This window comes from Oceanobacillus bengalensis (assembly GCF_003628445.1).
GTDB lineage: Bacteria > Bacillota > Bacilli > Bacillales > Amphibacillaceae > Oceanobacillus > Oceanobacillus bengalensis.
On the sequence record NZ_RBZO01000003.1, the window covers coordinates 124,948 to 141,441 of the forward strand.

Consider the following 16,494-nt stretch of genomic DNA (forward strand, 5'->3'; position numbering starts at 1 on the left):
CCCAAATACTTTTCCATTATTCAACGAAGTCAAATTCAAAATCCAATAAGCGAACTGTATCTCCGTCTTTTGCGCCACGCTTCCTAAGCGCTTCATCTACACCCATTGTTCGTATTTGCCTAGCAAACCTCTGAACGGCTTCATCTCTTGCAAAATCAGTCATTTTAAATAACTTCTCTATTTTAGAACCAGACAATACATAGGCACCATCATCATCCCTTGAGATTTCAAATGGGATTTCTTCTTTCTGATATCTGTATACCACTTCTTTTTCGATATCTTCTTCAATTTGTGGCGCAAGCTTTGGTATTTCCTCCAGTTTATCAGCAATAGCAAATAAGACCTCTCTTAATCCTTCTTTCGTAAGTGCTGATATTTCGAAAACAGGAATTCCTTCTCCAATTTGTTCTTTGAACGCTTCTAGGTTTTCTTTTGCGTTGGGCATGTCCATTTTATTCGCCGCTATAATTTGCGGTCTATCCATTAGCTTTGGATCATATTCCTTTAATTCACCGTTTATTGTTACAAAGTCTTCGTATGGGTCTCTTCCCTCTATACTTGCCATATCAATGACGTGAACAATTAATCTTGTACGTTCAACATGCCTTAAAAACTGATGACCTAAACCAATACCTTCATGTGCACCCTCAATCAAACCAGGTAGATCGGCCATAACAAAACTCCGATGATCCGCAGTTTCAACCACACCAAGATTAGGTGCTAGCGTTGTAAAGTGGTAATCAGCAATTTTAGGTTTTGCGGCACTAACAACAGATAGAAGCGTTGACTTCCCTACACTTGGAAATCCTACAAGCCCTACGTCAGCAATTACTTTTAGTTCTACTTTTATATTTCTCTCTTGGCCAGGTTCACCATTTTCAGCGAAATCCGGCGCAGGATTTCTCGGTGTTGAGAAACGGGAATTCCCCCTACCACCTCGACCACCTTTTGCAATAACTGCCTGTTGTTCGTGGTCCGTTAAATCAGCAATTATTTCTCCAGTATCTTCGTCTATCACTGTTGTACCAGGAGGCACAGAAACAACAAAGGGTTCAGCATTTCTGCCATGCTGATTCTTACTCATTCCATTTTCTCCACGTTTTCCTTTAAAATGGCGTTGATAACGGAAATCCATTAATGTATTTAGACCTTCATCCACCCTGAAAACAACATCCGCTCCGTTACCACCATCTCCACCAGCAGGACCACCTAGTGGAACGTATTTTTCTCTTCTATATGCAACAAGACCATTTCCTCCGTCTCCTGCTTTTACATATACACTGACCTGATCGACAAACATTTCGATTCACCTCATCCATTTCTTGGAAGCTCAAAACGACAAACTATCTTTTCTTCATGTACTGATACATCAATATCTTTACTCATAATTTCCTTATTTATAATAATTTCTTTAAATTCTCCATCAAAATAAAAACACAATTCATTTTCCTTTATATCTAATTGAATTTCATATAATTCCAATGGATTCGTATAGTTTTCCATCAAATCGATTATCTTGTTACATTTTGTTAAGATAAAATCATCCACCATAGATAACGACCTATCGATATGTATGTTATACGCTATTCTAAGATTATCATAACGATGATTGAAATGAATAAGCCATAAGGTAAATTTCGGGGCATGCAATTGGATTAATTTACGCTCTTCTTCAAAATGTGAAAATAACTCTGTCATTTTACTTTCTGCAGTATCCTTCTTCCCCATGGATAAATATCCCTGTATCAATTGCAAATGATTTAAAAGATCATGACGATAATTTTGTAACAGACGAACAACTTCTAATTCCTCCATCATTCCTACCTCCATTATTATGAAAAGTATAGCAGAAAGACAAAGAAAGTTCATTAAATAAAAAACTCCAACCAACAAATTGGCTGGAGTTTTTTATTTTAAATTATGCTTCTTGGGCAACAGGGTAAACACTAACTTTTTTACGATCGCGACCATAGCGTTCGAATTTCACAACACCGTCAACTTTCGCAAAAAGAGTGTCATCACCACCACGTCCAACGTTCTCACCTGGATAGATTTTTGTACCGCGTTGGCGATATAAAATTGATCCACCTGAAACGAATTGACCATCAGCGCGTTTAGCACCTAAACGTTTTGATTCAGAATCACGACCGTTTTTTGTACTACCTGCACCTTTTTTCTGTGAGAAAAACTGCAAATCTAAACGTATCATAAGTTGTGCACCTCCTATTTATTTTGTATTTTAATGAACTGACCATATTCAAGTTCAATCGACTTTAGCGAAATAAGCATTCCTTCAAATAAGAGTTGCACTTTACTCATTATTGTAGAATCAATCGAGTTTGGTATGGTTACCCGTAGATATCCACCATCAGTGCCTTGCTCTATATTTAAATCAATGTCACACAATTCCATAACTGCATTAACACTACCAATCGATACAGCCGAAACTCCTGCACAGACTAAGTCATAACCATATGGACCACTATCAGCATGTCCAGTCATTTCAAATTCTGATATTAAATTGTCTTTTGACCTTAACACAGTTACACGAATCATGGCTAATTTCCTTATAAGTTAATTTTTTCAATAACTAATTTTGTATAAGGTTGACGGTGACCTTGCTTACGATGGTAGTTCTTCTTAGCTTTGAATTTAACAACAGTAATCTTCTTTTGACGACCATGTTTTTCAACTTTAGCCGTTACTGTAGCACCTTCAACGAAAGGAGTTCCAACTTTAACATCTTCCCCACCTACGAAAAGTACTTTATCAAAAGTTACAGATTCAGCAGCATCAGCAGAAATTTTTTCTACAAAAATTTCTTGACCTTCTTCAACTTTAAGTTGTTTTCCACCTGTTTCAATAATTGCGTACATACTTGCACCTCCTTAATAACTCAGACTCGCCATACAGGTAACATTCGTTTTAAATTGTCTAGCTCCGCCCCGAAAAATTAGCTCGACCTCCCTCATCTCATGCTACGATAAATCAACATCGACTCAGGTACAGTCCGTTCGGTGCTTATGCTTTTCAAACAACCTGTTCTGTGCGGTTGTAGCACTGGTGCTACTTTAAATAACATATAGATGTTATCATCTTAGGAGAAAATTGTCAAGGGCTGGTAGTTTTTTCATCTGCTAAATACATCCCCAATGGTTTGATTATGCTGATTTTCATGAAAAAAATGGTGTAGGCAATCATTTTCATCAATCATTGTGCGAGGGGCTTTAGAATTTTCGATATAAATAGGATGCTTCATTTCTCGCCTGAAACGGGAAAAAACATCCATAAGCGTACTTTCATATGGGACAGTAATTGGATACACATTTTGAAAGGTTGTGCTACCTTCATAACGTTTAAGTAAGAAGCGAATAAACACATAATACCTTTGTTTCCATTCTTTTCTATTCTCTGACAAAAGAAAAATCATGATTAAAAATGCGCTTAAAGTAAAAGGCAATACAAAGAATTGAACAATTAGTAAGATAATACTTACTACAATAGAAAAAAGTATAATAAAATGGTAAGCCTTTTTATACGGTAGATTACGAGATACAAATAAGAATAATAGCTTGCCCCCATCTAAAGGCCAAACAGGCAATAAGTTGAATAAGAGGATAATTGTATTATAATATAATGCTAATTCTACTATACTCGTGGGTAATAATTGGATCGACGAAAGAAGAAAAAGGAATACATAGATAAACACATGTTGAATTGGCCCTGCAACCGTTACAAGAATTTCCTCACGTATCGGCCGATTCCCATGTTCATCTGTATCCAATACCCCCCCAAACACCCATAAAACAATACTTCTTATTCGCCATTTAAGATATGTGGCCATCGCATAATGACCAATTTCATGAATGAGTACGATTAATAGAATCACAATTAATTCCACGAATGTACCAGTAATATAAGAAATAAAGATAAAGACAATTAATATGGGATGGATGTGAATACTTGGTAAATACTTAAGGAGTCTCGTCAACTTGTATCACCTGTACGGGATCAATATATTTATCATCCATTTCGATAGAGAAGTAGACCATTTCATTCTCGCTCGTCGGTGTAAACTCGCCAACTTGCTGATTATTAGTGACATACTGATACAAATGAACATCGATATTACTTAAGTGCCCATAGCTAGTGGTTGTACCATCCGCATGTTGAATAACTACCGTTTTATTTGTGTTTCGATCTTTACCTGCGAATACAACGATACCCTCTTGCATCGCAGTTACTTCCGCAGTTTCACCAGGAGAAATCATTATTCCTTTACCATTCACTTGGAATGACTCTGAAATACTCCCACTGACAGGTAAAGCAACTGAATTTTCAGTACTAGTAGTGACTGTTTGGTCCTTCTGCGGGGTGAATGCCAAAGGTTCTCCAAAAGTTGTACGATACCAGTTATTCACTTTAGCAAAAGGAAATTCTTCTGATAAAGCACTGCTTGTCCAGTCTTTAGGTTTACTTAACAATTCTGAATCATTTTGATGTAAGATGGCAACACCAAAAAACAGCATAACAGATAGCATTCCTTTAACTGCAATTCCAGCAACCACATTTTCCCCGCGACGACTTGTTGCATGATCGTCCGTAACTAAAGGGTAAAAACCATGTTTTTCCTCATCTTGAGGAATCGACGGATAAACACGTTTCGTTTGATTACCTTTTGGAACTCCACGCATCCTTTTACGTTGTTCAATTGACTTACGTACTTTTCTTATGCCTCTATCCATTGTCCTCACATTCCTTCTTAATATTTGTACAAGTATATGTGGTGATATAGAAACATATGATAAGTAAACTTTCTTTCAGGTGTTTCGTTATTAGTCAAAACCCTTATCGTATTGTTTTCGAAATTGATTTAAAATGAGACGTAAGATTACACGCAGAAAAGGTATTTTGGCTTATGATTTTAAATTCAGGAACGGAGTCCTCGAGGAAGAGAAAGTAACTTGATAAGCGTTCTCTAGATAAAAACGGAACTCAAAATCAGAATTTGTAACTTGATAAGCGCTCTCTAGATGAAAATGGAGCTCAAAAACAGAATTTGTAACCTGATAAGTGTTCTCAGATCAATTTATTTCCAAATCTTTTTAATGATTACCCTAAGTACATCTAATTCGTATTTTATACATTTTACGTCATAGCTTATATTTAATAAAAAGCAACAATCCTTTAGGAAGCCACCTTAGTCAATCATCCCGTTTTGGTACATATAAAAAGATGTAATGAAAGAATTATTTTCATTACATCTTTTTATTAAGATCTTATTCCAAAGAATTTTTTCACTTTCTGGAATACACCCTTCTCATCCTCTAAAGATTGCAATGGAACGGTTTCACCTAAAATTCTTCTTGCAATATTTCTATAGGCAATGGATGCTTTCGAATTAGGATGTATTGCAACAGGTTCACCCTTATTTGAAGCCTTAATCACTTCGTCATCATCAATTACAATCCCTATCAAATCAATAGAAAGTAATTGAACAATATCATCAATATCTATCATATCTCCAGTTTTGACCATATGATTACGAATGCGATTGATGACTAATCTTGGTCGCTCTTGCATTTCTTCTTTTTCTAACAAACCTATAATTCTATCAGCATCACGAACACTAGATTTTTCAGGTGTTGTTACAACAATTGCCCGATCAGCACCAGCAATTGCATTTTGGAATCCCTGTTCAATACCTGCTGGACAATCAATAATAATATACTCATACTCTTGCTTTAACTCATTAATGATCGTCTTCATACCCTCTGTTGTTACTGCTGTTTTATCACTTGTTTGTGCTGCTGGAAGTAATGACAAATATTCAAACCTTTTATCTTTAATCAGTGCTTGTTTCAGCTTACATCGACCTTGAATAACGTCAACAATATCATATATGATCCGATTTTCTAAACCCATAACAACATCGAGGTTTCTCAAACCAATATCAGTATCTATTAAACACACTTTTTTATCCATTAATGCTAGAGCTGTTCCAATATTAGCTGTTGTAGTCGTCTTACCAACTCCACCTTTACCAGAGGTAATTACGATTGCCTCACCCATTTTGAATTCTCCTTTCGAATCTGCTTATTTCTTTCCTTTTATGTGAAAGAACTTGCAGCCTGTCAATAATGATTTTATCTTGTTCTTCATCAATAAGACCACATTCCATATACACACCATCAGATTCATAATCTGGAGCCCTACTTAAATAATCTGCTATTCTAAGTTGAGTTGGTTTCATATAAGAAGCCACAATAAATGCACTCCTATCACCATCCACACCAGCATGAGCAATTCCATATAAATGTCCCATTATAAATATATTTCCAGTTGAAACTACCTTACCACCAGGATTCACATCACCAATCAGTAGAAGGTCTCCATCAATCTCTAATACTTGACCAGAACGAACGATTCGATTAACCAATTTCATCTTACTTTCTTCTATCCACTTTAACGCATCCTCTTTACGAATAACATCAGATTCTATGGAATGAATTTCGAACCGGTTCTCCTCGTTAAAAATCTTTCTTAAATCCTTTTCTTGTTCTTCCTTTAAGTATCTATTCCCCAATTTCACTTTCACGGACACAATCGGTTCATCATTTTTAGGTCTACTTGAAATTATTTTGTCATGAAGTTCATTCATTGCCTGATTAAATGAACAGGATTCGTCGATAAAAAGGGTAATTCCTTCCCTTGTTCCCTTTATTGTTATTAACTGTTTCGTATCATGCACGATAAGTTCACCTCATTAACATCGCTAAGCAGTCAGGTTCATTCACTAGTTAACGCTAATTATTATAAATGATTATTTCCAATTCGTTTCACTACCCCACCTCTTAAGTCGTTTCATTAAGATAGGGTATAAGATAATAAAAAATACTAGATTCAATCCGATGGTTGGCAATAATCGATAAAAAAGATAATCTTTCCAAAACATATCAATAATTCCAACAATAGTGTATGAAATATAAATTAATAAATCACTCATACCTACTCCAACGATACCCATTAACAACAAAACAAATAAATTCACATGCAGTAATTTTTTCAAAACATGAATAAGGTAGACTACCGCGGCATAAGAAAACATGTAGACGCCCAGTATCCCAGTGTATACAACATCAACCAGTAACCCAAAAATAATTGCGTACATAACAGAGTAATATGTATTTTCTCTATCATAGTATAATGTTATAAACACTAAGCCAACAAGCAACCAGTGGGGGACAATTAATAATTCTCCCATAACAATATCGGAAGGTAGAAAATCTGTTGCTACACCTTCCAATATTAGTAGTAGAAAGAGGAATAAAGGGATATATACACGTTTCATTCCTCTTCCTCCTCTATAAAGTCACTTTCTTCCACAACGTCAAGAGAACGGTCTAATACCATTACTTGATTTATTTCATACATATCCGCAGAAGGTTCAACTAATGCAGTTCGTGTTAATCCATATTGATCTGGGACAACTTCCTTTACGGTACCAATAATCAAACCAGCTGGAAAAACACCTCCCATACCCGATGAAACAATTAATTCTCCTTCTTTTATATCTTTATCAGATTCCTCAATGATTCGAAACATAAGTGTTTTCGTTTCATCATCATATCCTTCAATCATTCCGAAGATATCTTGCTCATCTTGTCGTGATATGGTGGCAGAAATTCGATTAAATTGGTCAAATCCTGTTAGCAATTGAACTTTTGACGTAAATTCATTGGCGGTTTGAATTTTCCCTACCATTCCTTCAGCAGTTATCACAACCATATTCGCGTTGACGCCATCTTGTTTTCCTTTATCAATCACCACTTCATTCAACCATTGTTCAGGTGATCGTGAAATAACCGTTGCTTGAATCGGTTGATAATCTCGAAGTGAATCGGTTAATGTGAGATTGTTTCTTAATTCATTATTTTCTTCCTTTAATTCCTGCACTTCATATATTAATCCTTTGTACTGCGCTAGCTGTTCCTTTAAAATTTCATTCTCACTATATATATTTCTAAATTCATCAATATTTGAAAAGATATTCGTTACAAAATCAACAGGAGTATGAATGATTGTTTGCACCCATCCAACAGTATCATTAATCATTTGTTCCGCTATTGACACATTCGCTCTATCTCTTAGTGAGTATCCAATTAATACGACAAGAACAATAAATCCAATTAAAAATATTAGTAATTTCTTATTTCGAAAAAAAGACACGATTACACCCTCTTAATCAATGGAAGGACGAATAGAAACATTTGGATGGGATTGAAAATGTTTTATATAATCCAGGGATTTACCAGTACCGATTGCTACGCTATCCAATGGATTTTCGGTAACAAATACAGGTATTTTTGTTTCATCACTTATCACTTTATCTAAATTTTTTAATAGAGCCCCTCCACCAGATAATACAATACCTCTATTCATAATATCTGCTGCTAATTCTGGGGGCGTTTTTTCTAATGTATTCTTAACTGCCTCTACTATTGCTTCTACTGTATCTTGTAATGAGGTAGCAATTTCTCTTGCAGTTACTGTCACTGTTTTCGGTAAACCAGTTAGCATGTCCCTACCACGAATATCCATCTCCAGATTTTCTGTGACTTCACCTGCAGTAGCAATATCCATCTTGAGCGATTCTGCAGACCTTTCCCCAATCAATAGACTATACTGTTTTCGTATATAATTGATGATTGCCTCGTCCATGTTATCACCTGCAATACGAATGGATTCACTAGTAACCACACCGCCAAGTGAGATTACCGCAACTTCAGTTGTCCCACCACCGATATCAACAATCATACTGCCGGTTGGTTCCCATACAGGAAGTCCTGCACCAATTGCAGCTGCAAATGGTTCCGTAATCGGAAAGGCGTCCTTTGCGCCAGCTTGTTTCGTTGCATCAATTACGGCTCTTTCTTCCACCATTGTAATCCCCGAAGGAACACAAACCATCACATTGGGCTTTTTAGCAAACACAGAGCGTTTTTTCATTGCTTTTTGTATGTAATATTTCATCATAACAGATGTTGTATCATAATCGGCAATGACCCCGTCTTTCATTGGCCTAATCACCGCAATATTTCCTGGCGTTCTGCCTATCATATTCTTGGCAGCACTACCAACTGCTTCAACTTCACCAGTTTCTCTATTTCTTGCAACTACTGAAGGCTCTCTTACTACGATCTCTTTTCCCTTCACAAATACTAGCGTATTAGCAGTACCCAAGTCTATTCCTAAATCTTGAGATAAACTAATTTGTCCCAAATAAATCTCCCTCTCCAACTAACCATTATCTCATTTTACTATATCGATTAATGTCATTTGTTGCAAACACACAGATTAACTATTCATCTTTATTTTCAACATGAATATGAATACTATGTATATAATTTCAATAAGCGCCACATTCAATTGCATAATCGAAAAATGGCGCTTCTATGTTTATTCTATATAATTATACGAAAAAAACACGAAAATAGATAGTGTTAAACGTAGCCTTTTTCTTTTAGTGACACAAATTTTCTATCTCCAATAATAATATGATCTAATAATTCAATGCCAATCATCTTTCCAGACTCTACTAACCGTCTTGTAACATGGATATCTTCCTGTGAGGGCGCAGGATCCCCAGAGGGGTGGTTATGCACTACGATGATAGAGGCTGCAGACCTTTTTACTGCTTCACGATAGTAGGGTGAGAACCCGGTGCCTTAGTATATTACTATACTAGTTTTCCAAGAACTCCCCTCCAAACCGTACGTACTCTTCTCAGAGTATACGGCTTTCCATTTACTTTAATCTAACTTACCATTATGCAAATCGTGATGGCATGACACACATAACGCCATTGTTTTACGTCTGCTGGCTATTATTCTTTGCTCCCATTTTTTTCTTGCCTTGTAAATCTTTCAATTTGTGAATGTGATGCATTTCAAGCGGCACGCTAGACACAGCACAACATTCACACTTTTTGGCAAGTAAACGGTCAATCATGCTCGTTCGCCCTGAATAAACTAATGTATTTTCAACTGTATCGACATTTGGTTGTTTGATCTCATCGTTCTTTTCCATTCGCTGCATCGTAAAATAGACAATCTTAATGCCTTCTTTCGTTTCATATCGGACCCCAAATTCCCCGTTAACGCTAAATTTATTGATAGTTTTACTAACGGTAGACTTGTATTTATTCGCGTACGTTTTAACCATGCTATATTTCATCGTTTGACGAAAAGACTGTAAAACATGAACATTACTAGCAATGCGATAATAATTGTAGTAGCCATCTATTTCCGAATTGTACGTTCTTAAAATTTTGAGGTCGTCATTATGAACCAAATATGGGCGATGAATGGGTTTCCAACGATTATTCGGTCCTATTGTTAACGCATTCAACTGTACTAGCTTTTGAATATACTTTTCAAGAGGAACAAAGAGCTTTGTCTGATAGTTAAACTTTCGCTTTTTAGTTCCATTTGGCATTTTTATTCGATGCCAGTCTCTGACCACACGAATGTCATATCCAAGAAAACGGGCATTTTTCTTGCTATGAGTAATCAATGTTTTCTCAGCACTTAATTCCAGTCTTAATTGTTCTTTTAAGAACAGTGTTAAGTCACGTTTAATCTGTTCAGCTTCCTTTTTGCTTCCGATGACGCCAAGTATAAAATCATCCGCATAACGTACGTATTTTAAACGGCGGTAGTATGGATCAAAAAGCTCTTTACTATCATGGCTTTGCAGTTCCTTATAAAGGGATTTTAATTCTTTTAACCGTTCTTCCTTTTCTATCTGGGTTAATGCAGTCCAATCACGTTTATTTTTGCTTTTGCGATAATTAATCTTCGAGGCAAGATTGTGATAGGGTAAATTGTGTACTCGTTTGTCACCTTTGTTATAGTGTTCAATATATTGCTCCACATATTTATCAAGTTCATTTAAATAAATATTCGACAACAAAGGGCTGATAATTCCACCCTGTGGTGCACCACTATATGTTTTGTGGAATACCCAATCTTCCATATAACCCGCTCGCAGAAATTTCCAAATTAAATTAATGAATTTTTCATCACGAATTCGGCTTCGCAAAATGCTAATCAACACGTGATGGTCTATATTATCGAAGAACCCTTTAATATCACCCTCAATAAACCATTTCGTTCCCGTAAACGTATTACGGACTTCTATTAACGCTGTATGGCAGCTAAGATTTTGTCTGAAACCATGAGAGTGTTCAGAAAACTGTGGTTCATAAATACTTTCAAGCAAACGCCGAACGACTTCTTGGATTAGTTTATCCTCAAAAGTAGGAATACCAAGTGGCCTTGTTTTCCCGTTTTTCTTCGGGATATACGTCCTTCGTGCTGGAATAGGTTGATACGTTTGATTTCTTAATTTCTCTATGAGCTTTTCAATACGTTTTACACTTATGCCATCAATCGTATCTTCATTGATCCCTTTTGTATTACTGCCCTTATTTTTGTACAGTTTCGCATATGCTTCAAAATAGAACTCTTTGTTGTACAAGTTGCGATATAGCCTTTCAAACACATAGTTTTCTTCTTTTGCTTTGGCAGTTAGACGATTTAATACTACTTTTGGAATTCTCATAGAGCCTCCGCTCCTTCCCAATTTGGTATTAACACTGTAAACTGCTCCCCTTTGCCATGTACTAGGCTTTCCCTAGCTCGGACTAGTCGGGTAGGTCAGAGGTGTTACCACCTCTTCCCCCCCTAAGAACCGTACGGGTGGGTTTCCCCACATACGGCTCAAGCCATCATTTATCTCAAACAGTTATATAATTAAATTTACCGAATACCTTTTCTATTAATCTAATACCTTCTTTACTTGATGGCTCGACGTTATTTCCTCTAAAATACTCTCTAATTCTATTAAGTTGTTTTCCACCACCGTATTTTTCCAAAAGTTGATGATGTTGAATATGACAACTTGTATGGAGTAATTCAAAATTATAATATTCGTCTTTTCCTCCAAGCATTTTAGGTACTTTATGATTCGTTTCGAGGCTTTCTTCTCCAACTAATGATTGTTTACAAACTCTACATTTATATTTCTGTTTCTTTGCAATCTTTTGTCTGCTGTTAATATTAAAACGATTGAATTGTTTCTCATCTCGTTTCTCGAAGTATTGTTGCAGACTTGGATTATCTGGTGAATTTGTGAATTTAATTATTATATGTCTTGTAATTGGAATCCACGTCATTCTTGTTAATTGATTTCTTTCATTTTGAGGGTCTGTTAATATCCATTTATCTTTACTTACACCTGTGTGATCTGGTTTGAAGTATCGTGTTATTCTCCATTTCCAAGACTTTTTAGGATGTAAGCTTCTAAGATGTTTCATAGTTTTAATCCAGATATAATGGTCCATCTTATTGTAAATTTTCTTTGAAACAACTGATGACCAATAATATCCTGTCCCTCTAATGATAGGATTTAATTTATAAATCAGTTCACGTACAGGTCTACCTTTTAATTCCATAAACGTTTCCTTAATGGTTTGTTTTACCTTTCTAATACTTGCTTCAGATGGTTTGATTAGAAGTTTTAGTCCGTCTTTCGTACCGTATTGTTTTAAGTTAAATCCTACAAAATCAAATCCATCTGTGATGTTTGTAATTTTCGTTTTATCTTCCGCAAGCACTAACCCTCTTTTACATAGGTATGGTTTCAAATTTTCATACATTGATATGGCTTCTTCTTCTGTTTTGCACAGTATGACGAAGTCATCAGCATATCTTGTAATAGCTACTGAATTTTTATCTAGGATAAATCCATCTCTTTTGTTGTAGATGTATTTTATACCTAGTTCTTTTTCCATACCATGAAGTGCAATATTTGCCAGTAAAGGAGATACGATTCCGCCCTGTGGAGTACCATGATTAGTTTCATTAAAGGTTTCATTGTCAATAAATCCTGCTCTCAACCATTTAGAGATTGCTTCTTTTGCAGGAAATCTAATCAACTTATCTAGGATATGTTGGTGATTTAGATTATCAAAACATCCTTTGAAGTCCCCTTCAAATATCCATGTGCGTTTACTTTTTGAGGAAAGCTTCGTAAAAAGGTTTGCAATGGCATCATGTGTACTTCGTTTTGGTCTAAAACCATAAGAAGTAGATTCAAATTTCGCTTCCCATTGTGGTTCAAGAGCATTTTTGACAACATTTTGATAAATTCTATCCTTTATTATTGGTATTCCAAGCGGTCGTAACTTACCGTTTTTCTTTGGAATGTAGGTTCTTCTTGCAGGTTTTGGTCTGATAGAACGAATATTATAATCTTTGATTCTGTTATATAAATCAATTCTTTCTCTAGATGTTAGTGCTTTATATCCATCTACCCCTGCTGTACGTTTACCTTTATTTACTTGTGTTACTCTTCTGATACTTAATAGTAGATTTGCTTTGCTTCTTAACATTAGACGTTGGAGTTTTCTTAGTTTTCGATGTTGTCCTAACTGTTCAGCACGAAAGATTCGTTGTCGAAGTTTCTTCACATATTTATGGATTTTCACCCAATTTAGTGTTTCCCACTGCTCCATATGTGGAGAAACAGCCGACTCATTATTAATAATGGTATTCATAACTTGTTCCTCCTCAATAAGATTCTTCTTTTCGCTTTCTTTTGTGTTGATGACCTTGTGGAAGTCTGCCCTCTTTCGAGTGGGACAAATTTTGAATCCCTATCCAGTGAGTTATATCAAATCATCGACTTTCCTCTTGGTTTTCACCTTACTGGCATTCGCTTTCTCCACAATCCTTTACCCGCTATATGTTGTAGTCCTCTTACGATTTCCCTACCATTTACATGGAACACAACGGGCTTACCAAGTTCCGCTAATCATAGATACGAATGAGTTAAGCATCCTTCTTTACACCGACGGATATAGGGTCATTACACGACTGTCCATAGATTCAGTCCTTCCAATCCGTAAAATAAGCTTGTTACAACCACAGTACGCTTACTGGAGCTCACGATGATTACAAAGGTTCAGCTTTAAGCTTATGCATTCTCATTCTTTCCCTTGCCCCGTATTATCTCTGTGTAAAACAATACGTTAGACATTACCTCATGCAACCCACCTTCCAATTACTTAGAACGCAGTTTTGGTTGGGAATAGCTCAATGACTAAGCTATCTGGATTGATTACCAGCACTATTAATTAGCGACTTCTTGTCGCACCTACGAGAGCTCCGTTACCATATCAGATATTCAGTGTCTACACACATAGCCTGTAGGCATTCTGACTTAGGTAATCCCCATTTAGATTTATAAAGACTAGTCGCATGTATAGTGTCGGATATGACGTTCACTCGTTACCTTTATATGAAAGTTGGGTGAAATGGTATCACATCATCATTCTCGAAGTCTTTAAGAACAATGCACATTTCAAATAGCGTAAATCATGACCTCCCGCTAAAGGCCCCCGTAGTCCCCCTTGAGCTGTCATTCAAGCAGTTTAGCCTTTATCCTTATTTATACGATTCATCTCGCCATTCAGTCGTACTTCGGTCATTAAGTAACTTATGGCTTTTCCAACATGCTACACTCCCTGATTAGTTTCCCTTTCAGATAAGTTGGCTGATGATAGGGTATAACTTGTGATATTTCCCTACTGCTGTGCGAAAGCAGATTCTTTATAAACCCTTATGGGCGCACGACCTCGCGTGGATGTACAATCGAAGCATTTAGGCTACCAATGAATATGGTTTGCCTGTGGATAACTTGGTTTTTCGTATTTAAAAATAAAACTACAAAATGCTCCTGCTTCAATGTCCGCATTTCTTCCATAACATAGTTAGCACCATCTTCTGGTGAACGAATAATATATCTCTCAAGCGGCCGATATTGATTCATCCGTTTACCTATTTCAATAGCCGAAAGGATGCTTACCCCCTTCGCAATACCTATTCCCTTAATAGAAACAAGTTCTTCTATCGTTGCATCACTTAACAGCTTGAGGCCTTCAAAATGCATTAATAAACGATTAGATAAATCCATTACAGATTCTTCTTTTGTTCCACTCCCTAATAAAATAGCAAGTAGTTCCTGATTTGATAAGTGATTTGCACCTAATTGTAATAATCTTTCCCTTGGGCGATCTTCTTTAGGAACATCTTTAATCATAATGGTAGACATATTGTATCTCCTTTCTAATAAGATACAATTATATTATCGATAACACCTCATGAAGACAAATCAGTGAAACCTTCTTTTACATGTATTTTGGTTAATAGATTATCAAAAATGGATATGTAGAAATGAAAATTCTACAACCCTTTTATGTAAGGAATTACAAAAACAGGAAATTTTTACATCTCCTGTTTTTCTCCGAACACTTATTTATCTAATAGTTTTTCATATTCCATCAACAAATGAAGTAATACCTGTTGCGCTTCTCGTCCACTGACTTCCTCTATTGCTTTGGTTTCTTCTAATAGTGTTGATAGTTTCTCTGATCCTTCAAGATTTGTTTCAAAATGCGCCTGTGTCAATGTATTATTCTCACTTACCAATTGCACTGCACTTAACCAAGACTCCCTGAAATGTTGTAACCATTCATTCTCTTCCTCTGTTAGCTCTATTTCATAGGAATTCGTGGACCATTCTTTTACAAAGATATCATGGTCTGCTGTACTTAATTCAGTAGCTATCTTTTCAGCCTGTTCCTTTGTTTCAGATACACCGACAAGTAGAAAGTATTGATTATCTTTCTCCCAAATTAATGTAGGTGCTCCTGCTTGTTGGAATTGTGTTGCCCATTCTTCTGCATTCGCCATTTCCGAAAAAACACCTGCTTGTAAAACAAATGCCTGTATGGAATCTATTGAATAAACAGATGTTCCGATTGGCTTATCTGTATCATTAACAGCAACCTCTTCATCTGCATTAGACACGGGTACACTTGTTAGCGCTTGACCAGCTGATCCATCTTCAACATTCACAAATACTTGAAACATAATGACGCTAAGCACTAGGCCAATTATAATTGCAGAAGTAATTGCAATAGCAATCGGTTTAAACGTACTAAATTTACTAGATTTCTTAAAAGGCTTTACCTTCTTTAAATCCGTCTTTCTTTCATAAGCGGGAATTTGGTCATCACCTGACTCCTTGAGGGTTGCTGCTGCTTCCTGGTTCGAGGTATGTATATTTTTTGCTTTATGTTCAATAATTTTTGTAACTTTACCGTTTTGTTTAACAATAATAGATTTGCGCTTGTCCATTATTCTCCCTCCTACTGCTAGAGTCGTTAGTAATACTCTAGCATAGAGCATGTAAAAAGTAAGACGAATACTGTCAATACAACGAAAAATCGTTCTACATACTTTGTGCTATTTCGAGGAATTTTTCTAGACTAATTTATAATTATTTCATGTGGACATCGTCATTTATTTGGCATATTTAAATAATCATATTTTCTCTAGGCAGAATGATAAATGTTTTGTCCTAATC

14 protein-coding genes, 3 pseudogenes and 1 other annotated feature are annotated in these 16,494 nt (G+C 36.0%); all 17 genes and pseudogenes read right to left on the reverse strand.

What is annotated here, in order from left to right; genetic code table 11:
* Positions 1 to 16: 16 nt before the first annotated feature.
* Positions 17 to 1,300: a GTPase ObgE gene (gene obgE / locus D8M05_RS03320; RefSeq protein WP_121128626.1), complete on the reverse strand. Its 1,284-nt coding sequence runs from the start codon at positions 1,298 to 1,300 to the stop codon at positions 17 to 19.
* Positions 1,301 to 1,311: 11 nt separating this feature from the next.
* The gene (locus D8M05_RS03325; protein WP_183072689.1) at positions 1,312 to 1,818 is read right to left on the reverse strand and encodes a Spo0B domain-containing protein; all 507 of its coding nucleotides are present in this window, start codon (positions 1,816 to 1,818) and stop codon (positions 1,312 to 1,314) included.
* Positions 1,819 to 1,918: 100 nt separating this feature from the next.
* Complete coding sequence (gene rpmA, locus D8M05_RS03330) at positions 1,919 to 2,209, reverse strand: 50S ribosomal protein L27 (RefSeq protein WP_121128630.1); 291 nt, start codon at positions 2,207 to 2,209, stop codon at positions 1,919 to 1,921.
* 14 nt (positions 2,210 to 2,223) lie between these two features.
* Positions 2,224 to 2,556 carry a ribosomal-processing cysteine protease Prp gene (locus D8M05_RS03335; RefSeq protein ID WP_121128632.1) on the reverse strand — a complete coding sequence of 111 codons (333 nt, stop codon included), beginning with the start codon at positions 2,554 to 2,556 and terminating at the stop codon, positions 2,224 to 2,226.
* 11 nt (positions 2,557 to 2,567) lie between these two features.
* Complete coding sequence (gene rplU / locus D8M05_RS03340) at positions 2,568 to 2,876, reverse strand: 50S ribosomal protein L21 (protein WP_121128634.1); 309 nt, start codon at positions 2,874 to 2,876, stop codon at positions 2,568 to 2,570.
* A gap of 12 nt (positions 2,877 to 2,888) precedes the next feature.
* Positions 2,889 to 3,064: a sequence feature (ribosomal protein L21 leader region), on the reverse strand.
* Between the two features lie 66 nt (positions 3,065 to 3,130).
* The gene (locus D8M05_RS03345) at positions 3,131 to 3,991 is read right to left on the reverse strand and encodes a site-2 protease family protein (protein WP_121128635.1); all 861 of its coding nucleotides are present in this window, start codon (positions 3,989 to 3,991) and stop codon (positions 3,131 to 3,133) included.
* Complete coding sequence (locus D8M05_RS03350) at positions 3,975 to 4,745, reverse strand: M23 family metallopeptidase (RefSeq protein ID WP_121128637.1); 771 nt, start codon at positions 4,743 to 4,745, stop codon at positions 3,975 to 3,977. Before D8M05_RS03350 ends, D8M05_RS03345 begins: the two co-directional genes overlap by 17 nt.
* A gap of 526 nt (positions 4,746 to 5,271) precedes the next feature.
* A complete protein-coding gene (minD, locus tag D8M05_RS03355) occupies positions 5,272 to 6,072 on the reverse strand; it encodes a septum site-determining protein MinD (protein WP_121128639.1) in 801 nt (266 codons plus the stop codon).
* A complete protein-coding gene (minC, locus tag D8M05_RS03360) occupies positions 6,065 to 6,751 on the reverse strand; it encodes a septum site-determining protein MinC (RefSeq protein ID WP_121128641.1) in 687 nt (228 codons plus the stop codon). The genes minD and minC overlap by 8 nt, the downstream gene beginning before the upstream one ends.
* Positions 6,752 to 6,823: 72 nt before the next feature.
* Positions 6,824 to 7,351, reverse strand: coding sequence for a rod shape-determining protein MreD (gene mreD, locus D8M05_RS03365; protein WP_121128643.1), 528 nt, complete (start codon positions 7,349 to 7,351; stop codon positions 6,824 to 6,826).
* On the reverse strand, positions 7,348 to 8,229 hold the full coding sequence (mreC, locus tag D8M05_RS03370; protein WP_121128645.1) for a rod shape-determining protein MreC: 882 nt from the start codon (positions 8,227 to 8,229) through the stop codon (positions 7,348 to 7,350). Before mreC ends, mreD begins: the two co-directional genes overlap by 4 nt.
* Before the next feature lie 12 nt (positions 8,230 to 8,241).
* Positions 8,242 to 9,282 (reverse strand): rod shape-determining protein, encoded by a 1,041-nt coding sequence (locus tag D8M05_RS03375; protein ID WP_121128647.1) that lies wholly within the window; start codon positions 9,280 to 9,282, stop codon positions 8,242 to 8,244.
* A gap of 221 nt (positions 9,283 to 9,503) precedes the next feature.
* Positions 9,504 to 9,707: pseudogene (locus D8M05_RS03380) on the reverse strand (JAB domain-containing protein); the annotation flags it as partial.
* A gap of 105 nt (positions 9,708 to 9,812) precedes the next feature.
* A pseudogene (locus tag D8M05_RS03385) lies at positions 9,813 to 11,625 on the reverse strand (reverse transcriptase/maturase family protein).
* Between the two features lie 175 nt (positions 11,626 to 11,800).
* Positions 11,801 to 13,621, reverse strand: a complete 1,821-nt coding sequence (ltrA, locus tag D8M05_RS03390) for a group II intron reverse transcriptase/maturase (RefSeq protein ID WP_121128649.1) — start codon at positions 13,619 to 13,621, stop codon at positions 11,801 to 11,803.
* A 1,070-nt stretch (positions 13,622 to 14,691) separates the two neighbouring features.
* Positions 14,692 to 15,177 (reverse strand): annotated as a pseudogene (radC, locus tag D8M05_RS03395) (RadC family protein); the annotation flags it as partial.
* Between the two features lie 200 nt (positions 15,178 to 15,377).
* Positions 15,378 to 16,265: an SPOR domain-containing protein gene (locus D8M05_RS03400; protein ID WP_183072690.1), complete on the reverse strand. Its 888-nt coding sequence runs from the start codon at positions 16,263 to 16,265 to the stop codon at positions 15,378 to 15,380.
* Positions 16,266 to 16,494: the final 229 nt, after the last annotated feature.